The organism is Granulosicoccus antarcticus IMCC3135, assembly GCF_002215215.1.
In the GTDB taxonomy this organism is placed as follows: Bacteria; Pseudomonadota; Gammaproteobacteria; order Granulosicoccales; family Granulosicoccaceae; genus Granulosicoccus; species Granulosicoccus antarcticus.
In genome coordinates this window covers 2033116-2047828 of sequence record NZ_CP018632.1, presented here as the reverse complement: position 1 = coordinate 2047828, position 14713 = coordinate 2033116, and the positions used below count along the sequence as shown (strand labels likewise).

13 protein-coding genes are annotated in these 14713 nt (G+C 52.9%); 6 read left to right on the top strand and 7 right to left on the bottom strand.

The window, feature by feature from the left end; translation table 11 throughout:
- Positions 1-2: 2 nt before the first annotated feature.
- Genes IMCC3135_RS08880 through IMCC3135_RS08870 form a run of 3 tightly spaced genes read left to right on the top strand, consistent with a single transcriptional unit; the run spans position 3 to position 3576 of the window.
- The gene (locus IMCC3135_RS08880; RefSeq protein WP_205737968.1) at positions 3-1544 is read left to right on the top strand and encodes a sugar ABC transporter ATP-binding protein; all 1542 of its coding nucleotides are present in this window, start codon (positions 3-5) and stop codon (positions 1542-1544) included.
- Complete coding sequence (locus IMCC3135_RS08875; protein ID WP_088917279.1) at positions 1541-2542, top strand: ABC transporter permease; 1002 nt, start codon at positions 1541-1543, stop codon at positions 2540-2542. Before IMCC3135_RS08880 ends, IMCC3135_RS08875 begins: the two co-directional genes overlap by 4 nt.
- Complete coding sequence (locus IMCC3135_RS08870) at positions 2539-3576, top strand: ABC transporter permease (RefSeq protein ID WP_088917278.1); 1038 nt, start codon at positions 2539-2541, stop codon at positions 3574-3576. Before IMCC3135_RS08875 ends, IMCC3135_RS08870 begins: the two co-directional genes overlap by 4 nt.
- Positions 3577-4506: 930 nt before the next feature.
- Here the strand turns inward: IMCC3135_RS08870 and IMCC3135_RS08860 are convergent.
- Positions 4507-4887, bottom strand: a complete 381-nt coding sequence (locus IMCC3135_RS08860; protein ID WP_088917276.1) for a VOC family protein — start codon at positions 4885-4887, stop codon at positions 4507-4509.
- 855 nt (positions 4888-5742) lie between these two features.
- Between IMCC3135_RS08860 and IMCC3135_RS08855 the strand changes: the two genes are divergently transcribed.
- The 3 genes from IMCC3135_RS08855 (at position 5743) to IMCC3135_RS08840 (ending at position 8979) form a co-directional block, all read left to right on the top strand.
- On the top strand, positions 5743-6465 hold the full coding sequence (locus IMCC3135_RS08855) for an ATP-binding protein (protein ID WP_088917275.1): 723 nt from the start codon (positions 5743-5745) through the stop codon (positions 6463-6465).
- A gap of 631 nt (positions 6466-7096) precedes the next feature.
- Complete coding sequence (locus IMCC3135_RS08845) at positions 7097-7897, top strand: Pycsar system effector family protein (RefSeq protein ID WP_157735853.1); 801 nt, start codon at positions 7097-7099, stop codon at positions 7895-7897.
- On the top strand, positions 7870-8979 hold the full coding sequence (locus IMCC3135_RS08840) for a DUF3616 domain-containing protein (RefSeq protein ID WP_088917272.1): 1110 nt from the start codon (positions 7870-7872) through the stop codon (positions 8977-8979). Before IMCC3135_RS08845 ends, IMCC3135_RS08840 begins: the two co-directional genes overlap by 28 nt.
- Positions 8980-9086: 107 nt before the next feature.
- On the opposite strand, the gene IMCC3135_RS08835 is transcribed toward IMCC3135_RS08840, so the two are convergent.
- From IMCC3135_RS08835 to cobM, 6 genes are all read right to left on the bottom strand, one after another.
- Positions 9087-10046, bottom strand: a complete 960-nt coding sequence (locus IMCC3135_RS08835; protein WP_088917271.1) for a zinc-binding metallopeptidase family protein — start codon at positions 10044-10046, stop codon at positions 9087-9089.
- A gap of 288 nt (positions 10047-10334) precedes the next feature.
- A complete protein-coding gene (locus tag IMCC3135_RS08830; RefSeq protein WP_088917270.1) occupies positions 10335-10526 on the bottom strand; it encodes a hypothetical protein in 192 nt (63 codons plus the stop codon).
- A gap of 449 nt (positions 10527-10975) precedes the next feature.
- Positions 10976-11755: a YecA family protein gene (locus IMCC3135_RS08825; protein WP_418251422.1), complete on the bottom strand. Its 780-nt coding sequence runs from the start codon at positions 11753-11755 to the stop codon at positions 10976-10978.
- 83 nt (positions 11756-11838) lie between these two features.
- Positions 11839-12609 (bottom strand): precorrin-6A synthase (deacetylating), encoded by a 771-nt coding sequence (gene cobF, locus IMCC3135_RS08820; RefSeq protein WP_088917269.1) that lies wholly within the window; start codon positions 12607-12609, stop codon positions 11839-11841.
- On the bottom strand, positions 12606-13928 hold the full coding sequence (locus tag IMCC3135_RS08815) for a cobyrinate a,c-diamide synthase (protein ID WP_205737967.1): 1323 nt from the start codon (positions 13926-13928) through the stop codon (positions 12606-12608). Before IMCC3135_RS08815 ends, cobF begins: the two co-directional genes overlap by 4 nt.
- Positions 13928-14713 (bottom strand): precorrin-4 C(11)-methyltransferase, encoded by a 786-nt coding sequence (gene cobM / locus IMCC3135_RS08810; RefSeq protein WP_088917268.1) that lies wholly within the window; start codon positions 14711-14713, stop codon positions 13928-13930. The genes IMCC3135_RS08815 and cobM overlap by 1 nt, the downstream gene beginning before the upstream one ends.

Genomic DNA, 14713 nt, shown 5'->3' with positions numbered 1-14713 from the left:
ACATGAGTGATGCACCATTATTGGCGATGCAGGGGATCGCCAAGTCCTTCGCCGGCGCGGTGGCACTGGACGGTGCATCGCTCACTGTCGGGCCGGGTGAAGTACACGGCCTGATCGGTCAGAACGGGGCTGGCAAGTCCACACTGATCAAGATACTCACCGGCGTCTATACCCGTGACGCCGGCGAGGTTGAATTTGCAGGGCGGCCACTGCACGTGGCATCCCCGCGCGAGGCTCAGGCCGCGGGTATTTCCACGATCTATCAGGAGCTGACACTGGTGCCGCTCAGAAGCGTCACAGAGAATGTCGTTCTGGGTTATGAGCCTCGCACCCGCCTTGGACTAATCAATTGGCGTGCTGCACATGCGAAGACGCGCAAGATCCTGACCGACTTTGGTATAGACGTGGATGTACATGCGCCGCTGGGAGAGTATTCCACCGCCATTCAGCAACTGGTTGCCATTGCCCGCGCTGTATCGCTCGAAGCGCAGCTGGTGATCATGGATGAACCGACCTCTTCACTGGATGAAAGGGAGGTCGCCGTTCTGTTCTCTGTGGTCAATCGCCTGCGAGCAGCGGGTACCTCGGTACTCTACGTATCCCACTTTCTCGATGAACTGTTTACCGTGTGCGACCGGGTGACCATCATGCGAGATGGTGCCACGATTGCAGATCATGCGATTGCTGACACCGACAAGACTTCGCTGATTGCCGAGATGCTCGGGCGGGATGTCAGCGAGATTCAGGCAGCTGGTATGACAGAACTGGGCGGTGGCACGAACAAGGCTGGTGAGCTGGTTTTCGAAGCAAAAGGTGTGGCCACCAATCGCCGCCTGCGTTCACTGGATCTGTCGGTACGCTCTGGCGAGATTGTCGGGCTTGGCGGACTGTTGGGTTCGGGGCGCACCGAGGCGGCGCGTGCGATATTCGGCGCTGACAGTCTGAGCGCAGGTACGCTCGAATTCGCCGGAAATAGTGCGCCACCTTCCACACCCGCGGCCGCCATTGCCAGCGGCATCGGGTTTCTGACCGAGGATCGCAAGGCTGAAGGCATCATCCCGGATATGTCAGTTCGCGAGAATCTGACACTGGCTCTGCTGCCGGCATTGACCCGGCACGGCCGAATCGATCGTGCCCGCGAACGCGAGCTGGTTGAGGATTTCATAAAATCTCTGGGTATCAAGCTCAATGACATGGATCAACCCATTCGCGAATTGTCTGGCGGCAATCAACAGAAGGTACTGCTGGCACGCTGGCTGGCCATTCATCCGAAACTGCTGATTCTCGATGAGCCGACCCGCGGGGTTGATGTTGGTGCGAAGTTCGAAATCCAGGCAATTATTCGTAAACATGTGGAAGAAGGTGTGGGGGTTTTGTTGATTTCATCGGAGTTTGAAGAACTGGTTGAAGGAGCGGATCACATCGTTGTGATGCAGGACGGCGTGTCAGTCAGTCGCATGAGTAATCCCGGTATTACCGAGGAAGGACTGATCAGCGCCATTGCCCGGGCCCCCGATTCCAATGTTCAGCAGGGTGTGTCATGAATACGAGCGCTGCATCCCCTGCCGAGAGTAAAGACTCTGCCAAAGGCGTTGCCTGGCGAAGCCTGCTGGGCCGCTACGGCACTTTGGTTGCATTGGCGGTGCTGCTGCTGGTCAATGTACTGATAACACCAAATTTTCTGCAGTGGCAGACCTTGTTCGTCAATATCAGCCAGGTTGCAACCATTGCAATCGTGGCTGTGGGCATGACTCTGGTCATTGCAACCGGAGGAATCGATTTGTCCGTGGGTGCCGTGATGGCGCTCTCCGGGGCACTTGCCCCCCTGATCTTTGGTTCGGCTTTCGGCATGGCCAATCCGGTCATCGGATTGATGCTCGCCATTGCATTACCGCTGGTGGCCGCCATGGCCTGTGGTTTGTTCAACGGCATCATGATCAGTGTGCTGCGAGTGCAGCCGATTATTGCCACCTTGATCCTGTTCATTTCCGGCCGTGGTATTGCGCAGGTGCTGACCAACGGTAATCTGCAAACCTTCAGCAACCCCGCCTTCAGTTATCTGGGCACGGGCCGCGTGTTCGGTTTGCCATTTCAGGGGTGGCTGGCTGTGGCCATAGCCGCAGTTGCATTCTGGCTTGTGACACGAACCATCCACGGGCGTCACCTGCTGGCAGTGGGAGGCAATGAACGCGCCGCCGAACTGTCTGGTGTGCCGGTACGACGCGTCAAGATCGGCGTCTATATCATCTGCGCCTTCCTGTCCGGTATTGCCGGGCTGGTAGTCGTGGCCATCAACTCGGCCTCCGATGCTGCACGCAATGGCAACCTCATGGAGCTTGACGCCATCGCCGCTGCCGTGGTCGGTGGTGCCTTGTTGCAAGGTGGACGTGCGCCGGTATTCGGTGCTCTATTGGGTGCCGTTATCATCCAGCTGGTGAAGTACACCTTACTGGCCAATGGTATCGAGGATGAAGTGGCCTTGATTGCCAAGGCTGGCATCATTGTCGCCGCGGTAGCGCTACAACAGGGACGACGCGAATGAACTCCACAACTGAAGATGCGTTCGACCTACGCCCCTTGTTGCGAGGTAGTGGCCAGACGATTGGTGTGTTCATCGCGCTGATCTGCCTGATTGTTTTCGGACTGCTGCGCTATGAGAATTTTGGCGGCGCCTACAACATCGCCTCATTTCTTAACTACAACGCCATGTTCATCCTGATTTCCATCGGCATGTGCCTGGTCATCATTACCGGAGGCATCGATCTGTCAGTGGGCTCGGTGGCAGCCTTCAGTTCAGTCTGCGCAGCCTACCTCAGCCCCTATGGCTTGCAGGTTGCTCTACCTGCCGGCATCCTTGCCGGGATGGCCTTCGGGGCGCTGAACGCGTTCATCATTCTGGTGCTGCGGGTACCGCCCTTCATCGCCACGCTGGCCACATTGCTCGGCGCCAAAGGTGGCTCTCTGGTACTCAGTGGTGCCGAGACCATCGCGGTGGACTGGGGCAGCAACTTCACGAAACTGGGTATGGAGAAGGCTTTTGATCTCGTGCCGTGGAGCATTCTCATTGTGCTGATCGTTGCGATCATTGCGTGGATCATACTGGAGCGTACTTCCCTTGGCCGCACCCTGCTAGCCGTTGGCGGCGGTGAGGAAGCATCCTCCTTGATGGGTCTGGAAGTTGGGCGAGCCAAGGCGTTCGCCTATATGTTCAGCGGTGGCTGCGCCGGTTTGGCCGGTGTCTTCCTCGCATCCGGCTTTGGTGCCGGGCAACCGCTGGAGGGTGTAGGCTGGGAACTGTCCGCCATTGCCTCGGTGGTAGTGGGCGGTACGCTGCTCACAGGCGGATTAGGGTCAGTCACGGCAACGGTGATTGGTGCACTGTTGTTGGGCCTGGTGTTCAACATCCTGAACTTTGAAAATGGTCGCGGCACCATTTCACTGAGTGCCTACTGGCAACAGGTCATTCGAGGCAGCTTCCTGTTTCTGGTGATTTTGCTGCAAATGCGGGTGGCACGGCAGCGCACGACTAAGGGGCTAGCGCCTGAGAAGGCTGAACAGAGTCACGCATCTGGCTGATCACTGGTCACTATCCAGCGTAGTAGATGATGTTGCGAGTCAGCTGGACGATTTGTCAATAGAATGGCTCGGCGCCCATGATCGCGAGGAAGTAATACGGCAATTTGAAGCCGAGCCGAATATCCGTAGCGTCATTATTGGAGCGGGTCTGGATGACAACATCCGAGGTGATTTAATCGGAATCATTGCATCGCGTCGACCAGATATCTGTATTCATCTGAAAGATCGAAATTCTGGACCGGCTGGAATGGCTCCATTTATACGCCGGGTAGTAGCGATCGACGCTTTTCCTTAAGACTAAAGGCTCGTGAAATGTATAGCTAATTATTTCACGAACCCTAAAGCCGCATAAATACCTGCACAGGCCTTTAATGCAGGTGCCCTGTGAGGGAGTCTTCATTCAGGATCTATGCTGCGTGATCTCAAATCATCGGCAAGCTACTGTCTAGCTTAGTGTCCGTCACCCAGTGGTCCCCGAGCGACAGATGAGCTTTGTGGTCATGTCTATGTTGACCAACGTCTGCGTTCGGAAGACCACTACGTCTTTCACTGTCCGTGAATGATGCGATTCAGGTGTGAGAATACGTATACCCCCCAATAACTGGAGCTTTAGGAAGTCATTCTGATGGGGGTTTCTGATGGCTACTCAACAGACAAGTGCGCGCAGTAGCCTCTCCAATACGTTGCAAATCAGTGAGAACAAAACCAGCCAGTATTTCTCTAATTACGACAATATAATGCAAGCTTGGAGATATAATAGCTATTTCAGCCAAACTATATAAAATCCAGCTGTGTCATAAATGAGCATCTATAGAGTTGCGGCGCAAATCTTCACGTTTGTCCTGACTGCCTCTTGGTGTAACAGCTTGAACACGATGAATCACCTATGCTGCTGTTCGACAACAATATCCTGGCCAGCTCATAGCCCTGTTATGCCATGGAGTGCAAGCCAAACATATTGCCTTCAGTGTCTGATGCTAATGATATGAAGCCGTAATCGCCAATGGACATTTTGGGCTTCACGACAGTGCCACCTGCTGAAGCGATGCGCGATTCTTCAACAGCGCAGTCGTCACAGCCAAAATACACCAATGTACCGTTGCCACCGGCATCAAAACCATCCATCTTGACCAACGCACCAGCAGCACCGTACTGCTCCATGTTGGATGGGAAAGCCATCATTTCTATGGAGGCATCATTGGGATCCCCCAACGGCTCAAACTCCACAGCCAATACGGTGCTGTAAAACTTGCTGGCTCTTGGCATATCGTTAACATAGATCTCGAACCAAGCTACTGGATTGTTAGCCATACTAATTCTCCTGAAAGGCCAATTGAATGGTTACGACTTACTGCTTAACCATAGAGTTTTAACCGCATTATTGTCAAGTTTGAGCCATTGTCGCAGGCCTCTTTACTTAGGGGACAATTTCAACAGCAAACCCCTGAGGCTTTTTCGATTCTTCCTGCTTCTCGGCGACTCGTCCGTCGGCGAACACGCAGACGGCGGAGCGGCGCAAGGTACTGAGCGAGACCGGCAATAGTGATTGCAAAAACCTGATTCATACAACAAAGATAAAATCTGCCAGATCATGAGTGACACCGAAGATTGCCAGTGCATCCCTCCAGAAAACACCCTCGATATAGTGTGACAGCTTCGTTTAGCAGTCCCCTGTTTTCCAAAAAATGCTGCTACTAGCAATCATCAACTATTACGCTGAGACAGGGCCAACAGCAATTGAAGATCACGAATTTACGTGATTTTTCACCATAACACTCTGAATAGTTCTGTTTGACGCTGTCGTGTTGCGAGTCGGCCGCCAAGTCAACTGAAACTCGTAGACTACTAACATTCACCAGCCTTAATGTCTTGGTTTTACCGTTAATGTGATCGACCCACGGTAGTCTCCAGCACGTTTGCTACTTGAAGCTCCTTCTGCCACTGACTATTCCCTGAAGATCCGTCGCCAGTTCGAAGGAGAAACCAATTCGTCTCACTACTAGCTTCCATTATTGAACTGGAGTTGCTCCAGATCCATAAGTTTTTCTGGAACTCCACACCGTTGATGATCAAGCGGGCTACTGAACGACGATCCAGAACGAAGCGTCTATCACCTACCGTTCTAACCGTATTGAAAGAGCTAGTAAAACCACTTCTATTTTGACAGTGATATCCGGCAATCTGGAGTTTTCTATCGCCAGCACCGATAACCCGGTGGTTATCTCCCATAACAATACCGCGCTCGATGCAGTCCAACGAGGTGCAAGGCTGACGCAGCAGCTTTTGTCTTTCGCTCGCAAACAACCGATGATGCCGGTCGTTCTGGATGTAGGCAAACTTGTCAGAGACTCAACCCTGCTGATACGAACCTCTGTCGGGGAATCCATCGATCTGGAAATAATAAGCGATGCCGGGCTGTGGAGAGCCATCACCGACCAGGCTCAGCTGGAAGCGGTGCTGCTCAACCTGGTGGTGAATGCACGCGATGCCATGCCCGATGGAGGCTCATTGATCATCGAATGCAGTAATGCAAGGCTGGATACAAACTATGCGCGTGCCAACATGGAAGTGGCACCCGGCAATTATGTCTGCATATCAGTCACCGACTCTGGGCACGGCATGAGCGAGGATGTCATCAAACAATGTATTGAGCCATTCTTCACCACCAAAGCCATCGGTCAGGGTACCGGTCTGGGTCTGTCCATGGCCTTCGGTTTCGCCAAGCAATCCAAGGGGCATTTAAAGATCTGTTCAGAAGAGCGCCATGGCACCACTATCAGGCTCTACCTGCCCTGGGTGAAGCAAGACGTCGCCCAGATGCCAGCCAAGGTGCCTATCGATCATCGCACACAACTCGCAGGCCTGCATGTTTTCATGCATCGAGGATAACGAGCAATTACGGCAGGTGATCGCCAATCAGGTGGAATCCCTAGCCTGGATTATTGTGCCTTCGATGAGCCATCATCGCTGGAGTTGATCAAGCACGTCAAAAGAGTAGATATGATTCTGTTCGATATCATCTTTCCGGGTAATACCGATGGGCGGCGTCTGACGGAGAAACTTGCGGCTAGACTGCCAAACGTAAAAACCATTTTCATGTCCGGTTTTACGGAGAGCTCCATAATTCATAATGGGAACATCGATGAAGGTATCGTGTTTTTGCAAAACACCTTTCAGGATCAACGATCTGGCGCAGGCACTGGTAGATCAAATGCTTGCCAAAACCGAAGTTGAAACGCCTTGACGAGACATGAACTCAGCAGTGAACATATTCATGTTCATAATGACTATGAATAAAAACTCATGACTCTGGCATGGAACGTGGGCCTCTTTTACATACCTGGGCCCAGTGAATCCCATACCATATTGAATTTGCCCAATAGTAGCCATGAGCTTGGACAGGTTTCTATGAGCATTGGTCGAAAATGGTGAAAATTCACATCCTTGACGGAGGAATAGAACCAGAATGTCGAATTTCAGTGAGACCGCAAGATTCAGCGATTCAGTCAATGGCCTCGATGTGCTGCCTCTCAATGCGGACGGTTCCTCTGCCGCGCATGATACATCTAACATTACCGACCCTCTTGTTTTCGAACTGCGCAAGGATTCACCGGTTCTGCTTCCCAGTGTTATCCAGGGCGATCTCGTCGGCAGAGGGCCGCTCAGAAAACCCGGCAATTCCGAAAAATCAGACATGACCGGGACGCCGAAAAGATCAAAAAAGAAAAACGTGGCGAAAAAAGAGAACAAGCCCAGGAAAAAGAACAAAATACTCGCTCGTCGGGGCATAGATACGTTACTTCGCAATGCATACCGAGCTCAGTTGGATATGCTCTCTCTGGCTGCAGTTAAAGCGAATATCATGATTTCGCTTAACGGGTTGCTGATATCCATGCTCATTATTTCAGGAACACATTTCATTGGCGTCGACATCTGGTTTGCCATTCCGATCACGCTATTTCTGTTGAGCAGTGCCATGGCGACTGTCTTTGCAGTGCTGGCAGCGCGGCCCGATGTCAGCCGCAAGAAATTTACGCCGAAGGATTTCAAAGAGAACAAAGCTCATTTGCTTGCTTTCGAAGAATTTTCGGATCTGAGTGAAAAGCAATACGTTGAAGCGATGTCATACATGTTGGCAGACGATGATCGGGTTTACAAAAACATGATCTCTCATGTTCATGAACTGGGTTCAACCGCGGACAGAAAATACCGCAAGTTGCATTACTCGTATACAGTATTCATTGGTGGAATAATCTTGTCAGTTATGTCACTTCTGATTATCGAGAGCATGAAATGGACAAATCACTTACCACTCCTGTAAACCATTCTCGCAAACCAGAACCACGGACTGTTCCTGCTTTTATTCTGGCTATCATCATGGTTTCGGCGGGCAGCACTGGCCGGGCAAGCACTCCGCAGATTGATCAGGAAAAATTGATTGATCCATCCACAAACAATCTGTCAATGAAGCTCGATGGCAGCTTCACAACGCTCTACGAGCCCTCTGGCATTGCTCCTTTACCCAACGGTCGTTTCCTGATCGTTGAAGACGAGCCGGCTCAAGCACTACGCCTGGTAACAGCTGAGGTCTTGACAGGCAATGCAGTTGCGCTCAAAGACGAGACCCGACTAGAGCTGCCCTCGAGCCTGACTGAGCGACTATCCGTTGGTGTACTTGACGACCTTGAAGGCGCTGCGCATGATCAACTGCAACAGCTCTATATCATTAGTTCACACGATGATTCAACACCGTACTGGAGTAGCGAGCGACAGAAGCTGCTGCGATTCTCCATCCGCGACGGACGAATGCACAACGTTTCCACGAAACTGACCTTACGACGGGACTTGCTGAAGAGTTACCCGCAACTGGCGACTGATACTGAAGGAAAAAGCAAAAAAAAGGCAGCTTCCATGAATATCGAAGCGCTGGCATACGATCGCAGTCGTGACGTGCTCTTGATCGGTTTTCGCACTCCGGTATTGAATGGTAACGCAATCATCATTCGTCTGAAAAATCCCGCCGCCTACTTTAATGATGATGCTCAACCAGAACTGGACAAGACACTATGGTCGGTCGATCTTGATAAAGGCGGATTGCGCGCCATGACCTATGATGACCAGAGCGATCAACTGCTACTGATTAGCCGCCGTGAGAATCACAAGGATGATTCCTACAAGCTCTGGCGATTACCGGCAGCGGGTCAAGAGCCAGCTATTCGAATAGAACTTGGTGAGCAAGAAGAAATGCTGAAGCGTGTCGAGGGACTGGCACTCATGGATCTTGATCCCTCTCCGGACTCGGGCGTATTGTTTGTTCGAGACAACGGCAATACAAAGAAAAAGCAAGGCGGTGACTGGTTCATTCTCACTCGCAAGCAACTTGGCCTGAATACCCGATTGTAGGTGACTCAACGTCAAGACCAGGCTGGTCAAAACAATCAAACAGTCTCGCTGGCTTAGTGCCTTCCTGCTCTTGCGTGATGCCGACTGAGGTACTGTCAAACAGCGCCCTATCTCGAGCGTTGTATGGCCTCGTGAACGTAAATCAGTTTGTCACGTACCGGCTTTGTCAGCACAAACGGGTAAAGATCCCGGACCCCCATACTTCGATTAAGAAGATTCAATCGAACGCTCAACGGAATCCACATCTCAACCAGTGTCTGACCATCCAGCTCTACCAAGGGAATGAATCCGATTTCCTGTGCCGTCATCATGGTGTCGTAGATGTGTAGATAATGAGCAAACGTTTCTGCCCAGTCTTCGTGCGGATGCGCTGACGCGTAGGCCGTTATATAGCAGTCCTGCCGGTCGGCACGCGGACCCTTCTCATAATGGTGCTTCAGCGCCTTGGAGTAGTCCTGCCGTTCATCACCGAATATCGCCCGGAATCCATCATGTTGATTGACGCTGTCGACCAGCAATAACCAGAAGTAATGTCCGGTTTCGTGCCGAAGGTGACCCAATGGGGTCCGGTAATCTTCACCCAGCGCATCACGTCTGCGTTCTCGCTCGGCGTCCTCCGCCTCGGCAATATCAATGGTGATGAGACCATCCTCATGACCCGTTGTGACCGGTCTGTTCGCGGTTGCACCCAGAAACTGGAACCGCAGAGGCGGTGCACGCTCAGGAAAAGGTTGTGCACTGACCTCAACCAGGCCAAGTTCACGCAACGAATAATAGAGCCGACGCTTTGCCTGTTCCATGGCACGCCAGCGCGACAGGTTTCCATGTGCGGACAGATCTGGAATCGTCTTGTTCGCATTGCAGGCCAGGCAAAACGAGCTGTCTGGCAACGCTGTCCAGTTGCAAACACTATGATTCGATGCGTTCTTGCACATAACCGCATCAACATCAGCCTTGACCATAGCCAGAGGACCAGGATCGAACGCCAACCGCGTATTGCAGGAGAGACAAACGTCATTATCGAAATAGACGACTTGGGCACATTGCGGACAGCTAAGTAGTTCCATGTTTCATTATTATTATGCTTTGTATTGGATACTCAACTTGCCCGTGTGTCCGAAGTATTACAGCTTACTCAAGGGCAAGTCGATCAGGCTTCAGCCCTTCCTGGCTATCATTCACTCCACTCTCACATCATCTACTGGCATCACATCTTCTTCCACGGCACCGAACAGTCATCCAGCACCTCTCACAACCGCACTTCCCCGCTCAGAACCCGATTGGCATCGTCAAGGTCCTCGCCGGGGGTGCGAGTATTGCCGAGGTGGCTTGAGCATAGCTGCCTGTTGAAACAATTACTCGTCATGAAGATCGAATTGAAACAGACAATCAGTGCTGTTCCTTCCCTTCCAATCTTTAGCGAACGACACTTTATCACGCGGCAGCTCCAGCCCGTTCATCACGCTTTGCGTGATCTGAGTACCTGCCACATCATCTGCGATGCAACCATGAATTGCCACACCTGCCCTTGCAATGGCAAGAATCATGTCAAGATTGCATAGCTTTCAAGTAGCGTAATGTTTGCATGAACAGGGGCGGACTCAATACTCATGATAAAGGCTTCAGACTTCCAGTGCCCATGGCAGCTTCCACGCTCACGAGTACAAGAGTTGGCATAACATGCTCTTCAGCGTATACGTTCATGATAACGCCAGGAAACGCACGTCCTATAGCTAGTGGGTCGATCGGGAAATAAGGTAATACTCAGCGAGTTTGTCAGCCGTGATGGCAAGGCGTTCACACGAAGGCGTACTGGAGTACTGCGAGGGGGAACAACGCAGGCAGCGCGGCTGACAAACTCGCCCTTCGGGAGTCTGCGTGCGCCCGTCCACCTGCGTTGCCCCTCCTCGCCGCACTCCAGTGCGCCTTCGTCGGGTCGCCTTGTCGGACGGGCGCACGCAGACTCTGAGTATCACCTTATTTCCCGATCGACCCACTAGTGAAGCTGGGCCCGTTGTGCCTGTTCCAGCAGCATGAAATAGAATCGCCGCAGCTCGGTGTCATGCAAGTAGAGCAAGCGGTGATCGATAGCCTTCCCCTCTTCGGCACGCCACTTCTCCCGATGCCCTTCAATCTTCACCTGCGCACTGGAGTCAAGAGTCTGAGGCAGGCAACCCAGCAGTACGGATAGGCCATTGATGTTCAACACCGCAGCAAATAACACATCGCCTTGCGAATAAGCCGCAGTAGCTACATCCTCCACCATCAGTATTTGTCCGGTATATATGTCCTGAACTTGCAGGCGATTTTTTGATAACACAGCGAGAATCGAATAGAAACTATAAGGCGACTTGGTGCCGATTTCTATAACATCCTTTTCCATCTGGCTCAGACTGTCCCGATGTGCTTTCAGGTAATCATAGGCAATTGCCTGATCGGATGGCGGAGTCTTGAAGCGTTGTTCGCCCAAACCCACATCATCTGGCAACCAGGCAAACAGACGCCAGGCAACAAAGGCGGGTTGATAGGCTTGTTCGTCGCGAGCAATTGCCGAACGCCCCCACCGGCTGAAGTCTACCCATGCAGCCAACGCTGCCGAATCGCCGTAGCGCTGCCTGCCAAAGTCTTCAATCAACGTCTGCAAATGCCGAACAGTACGCACTAAATCACGTCCCGCCGGGCCTGTGGCTGTTTGCATGCAGCACTTTTTGTATTTTTTGCCACTGCCACAGGGACAAGGATCGTTGCGATTGACTTTCAAGCGGCTGATTTCCACGACTTTTTTGGAGAGACGCTAGTGTAAACGGGAACCGGCATAAAACCCATGCACTACCCCTAAACTCCTTCAATAACGACTTATCAAGCCAGAGCCGTACCTGACCTACGTCGCATCAGATAGATATCCATGATCCAGCCGTGCCGCTCGCGGGCTACCGCCCGGGTTTGCACGATCTGTTCGGATACAGACTGCAGTGGGCCCGCTATCTTTATTTCCTGCGGCATACCGGCATAGGCCGACCACCAGATATCAACGCCTGCCGGATCAATACAGGTAAATGCACCACCCTTGTCGAGCATGACCACAACCGTGCTGACGGCCTCCGGCCATCCGTTCTCGCGTAACCGACGGCCGGTCGTTACAATGAATGGTTCAGCCAATTCATTGAGGCTAATGGCATGACCTGCGGTCAGGGTCTGTATTGAGGTGATCCCGGGAATCATCTCTACCTGTGTTGCCATTGTCGAGGCAAGCCGATCAGCAATACGTAGCGTACTGTCGTAGAGCGAAGGATCGCCCCAGACCAGAAATGCCACGCGACCACGATTACCCAGGTGTTGAGAAATCCCATGGCTCCAGACCAACGCTGTCTGCGAGTGCCAGGCTTGCACTCTTGTTTCATAGTTAGCAATTGCCGGATCGCGCTCTGGCATGACAAACTCATGAATCACGGGACCATCGGGTTGCAGGACCTGATTGCAGATGACCAGGCGTAGTTCGGCCAGGTCATCCTTGCCAGGCCCTTTTCGGGGAATCAGGATCAGATCGCTCTGATTGAGCGCCTCTATAGCCTGAAGGGTCAAGTGCTTTGCATTCCCGGTGCCTATCCCTACCAGAGTCAATGTAATCATGTCAGCTTAACCGCCTTGGCCACCAGATGAAAAAAACTGCCACTAGCATTGTTGCGCCACGAACCTGCTTCCGGCACCTGCTTACCACTGGCGTCCTGCACTCGTGCCAATGGTTCGTCTGGCTGCTCGATGATCGAACTGTAGTGAAACTCATGACCGCGCAAGCAGCTGCCTGATTCAAGACCAGGCATGGGCGACAGTAGTTGGGAAAACCGATAGCCCAGATGTAGACGACGACGTTCAAAGGATGTGACCAGCCCCAGAAGACCCGCCATTTCATGTCGATCGCCATTGGCATCAATCAATGCCTCTCCCATCGCCATATAACCACCGCATTCACCATGTACCGGTCGACTCTGGGCAAAAACTTGCAATCCTTGACGAAACTTCGATGCCGCTGCCAGCGTTCCTGCATGCAACTCTGGATAACCACCCGGGAGCCAGCACACATCGGCGCGCTCATCGGGTGCTTCATTGGCCAACGGAGAAAAAGGTATCAACTCAGCACCTGCCGCCTGCCATGCGTTGCGCAGGTGCGGATACATGAACGAGAACGCAGCATCGTCTGCCAGCGCGATCCGTTGTCCGGGAGGCTGCGGCCAGTCTGCAGTGACGCTACCTGGATGCGTGGGCCTGGCAACTGACAGCAGCGCGTCCAGATCCACATGATCAGCAACAAACTTCCCTATCGCCGACATTCTGTCTTCCCTGTCACCCAGCTCCCTCGACTGTTCCAGCCCAAGGTGACGTTCGGGCAACTGGATGTCGGCATTGCGTGGCAGCACACCCAGCACGCGTACACCGGCCTGCTGCATGGCATCGCGGATCAATGCTTCGTGTCTCAAACTGGCTACGCGATTAAGCACAACGCCTGCGATATGAACATCTGAACGCAGTGCTGAAAAACCCAATGCCACCGCCACTGCAGACTGTGCCTGCGAAGAAACATCCAGCACCAGAACGACTGGCCAGCCCGTCATTGCGGCAATATCAGCGGCGGAACCCGTGCCACTTTCACCCCGATTTGCGGCACCATCAAACAAGCCCATGGCACCTTCACACACAACAAAGTCTTTGCCTTCAACCGTATTGAGCAACGCCTCGATAGTATGGGATGGCATGCTCCAGCTATCCAGATTCATCGATTCATGACCGCTCGCCACACGATGAAAACCAGGATCGATATAGTCAGGCCCGCATTTGAAGGGCTGTACAGCCAAGCCCCGATCGCGCAGCGCTCTAAGCAGGCCCAGACATAGTGTTGTCTTGCCCACGCCGGAGCCAGGCGCTGAAATCAGTACTCCTGCAGGCATGCTCATCAAGACTCCGTGGTGGGAAATCTGGGTGCCGTTCCAACAGGTCGAAAACGTCGATCATAGCTGCCGGAGTACAGGCAACTATCAGAAAAATCCTCGGTATCCAGGGCCTTGCCCACCAATATGAGGGCTGTACGCTGGCAGTTCTCACCAACCGCTTGCTCTATCGTGCCAAGCGTTGCTCGAACGATGCGCTGGTCGGGCCAGCTGGCACGCCATATCACCACAATCGGGCAATCAGCCCCTAGTCTTGGCAAAAGTTGTTGCACCACCTTTGACAAGGCCTGAATAGAGAGGTGGATAGCAAGCGTGGCACCGGTTGCAGCAAAGTTGTCCAGCGTTTCGGTAGGCAACATACTACTGGCTCGTCCCTGAGTGCGCGTCAATACCACGGACTGAGCAACACCGGGCAAGGTCAGCTCGGCTTGTAATTCTGCGGCAGCGGCGGCAAATGAGGGCACACCCGGCGTGACCTTGTATTCGATACCAAGCGCTTTTAAACGACGAATCTGCTCTCCCATTGCTGACCAGACAGATAGATCCCCTGAATGCAGCCGTGCCACGTCCTGATTGTTTTCATGCGCCTTTTTGATCTCAGCCATGATTTCATCCAGCGATAGTGATGCTGTATTGACAATGTGCGCACCCTCGGGACAATACTGCAACAGTGCTTCGGGAATCAGTGAGCCGGCGTACAGACAAACTGGACAGGCTGCGATGAGGTCCCGCCCACGCACGGTAATCAGATCTGCCGCGCCGGGGCCGGCACCGATGAAATTGACAGTCAT

Excerpts from the sequence above, each read along its gene's own strand:
- IMCC3135_RS08880 (WP_205737968.1), top strand. The coding sequence starts at position 3 with ATGAGTGATGCACCATTATTGGCGATGCAGGGGATCGCCAAGTCCTTC.
- IMCC3135_RS08875 (WP_088917279.1), top strand. The coding sequence starts at position 1,541 with ATGAATACGAGCGCTGCATCCCCTGCCGAGAGTAAAGACTCTGCCAAA.
- IMCC3135_RS08870 (WP_088917278.1), top strand. The coding sequence starts at position 2,539 with ATGAACTCCACAACTGAAGATGCGTTCGACCTACGCCCCTTGTTGCGA.
- IMCC3135_RS08860 (WP_088917276.1), bottom strand. The coding sequence starts at position 4,887 with ATGGCTAACAATCCAGTAGCTTGGTTCGAGATCTATGTTAACGATATG.
- IMCC3135_RS08840 (WP_088917272.1), top strand. The coding sequence starts at position 7,870 with ATGGACAAATCACTTACCACTCCTGTAAACCATTCTCGCAAACCAGAA.
- IMCC3135_RS08835 (WP_088917271.1), bottom strand. The coding sequence starts at position 10,046 with ATGGAACTACTTAGCTGTCCGCAATGTGCCCAAGTCGTCTATTTCGAT.
- IMCC3135_RS08830 (WP_088917270.1), bottom strand. The coding sequence starts at position 10,526 with ATGATTCTTGCCATTGCAAGGGCAGGTGTGGCAATTCATGGTTGCATC.
- cobF (WP_088917269.1), bottom strand. The coding sequence starts at position 12,609 with ATGATTACATTGACTCTGGTAGGGATAGGCACCGGGAATGCAAAGCAC.
- IMCC3135_RS08815 (WP_205737967.1), bottom strand. The coding sequence starts at position 13,928 with ATGAGCATGCCTGCAGGAGTACTGATTTCAGCGCCTGGCTCCGGCGTG.
- cobM (WP_088917268.1), bottom strand. The coding sequence starts at position 14,713 with ATGACTGTCAATTTCATCGGTGCCGGCCCCGGCGCGGCAGATCTGATT.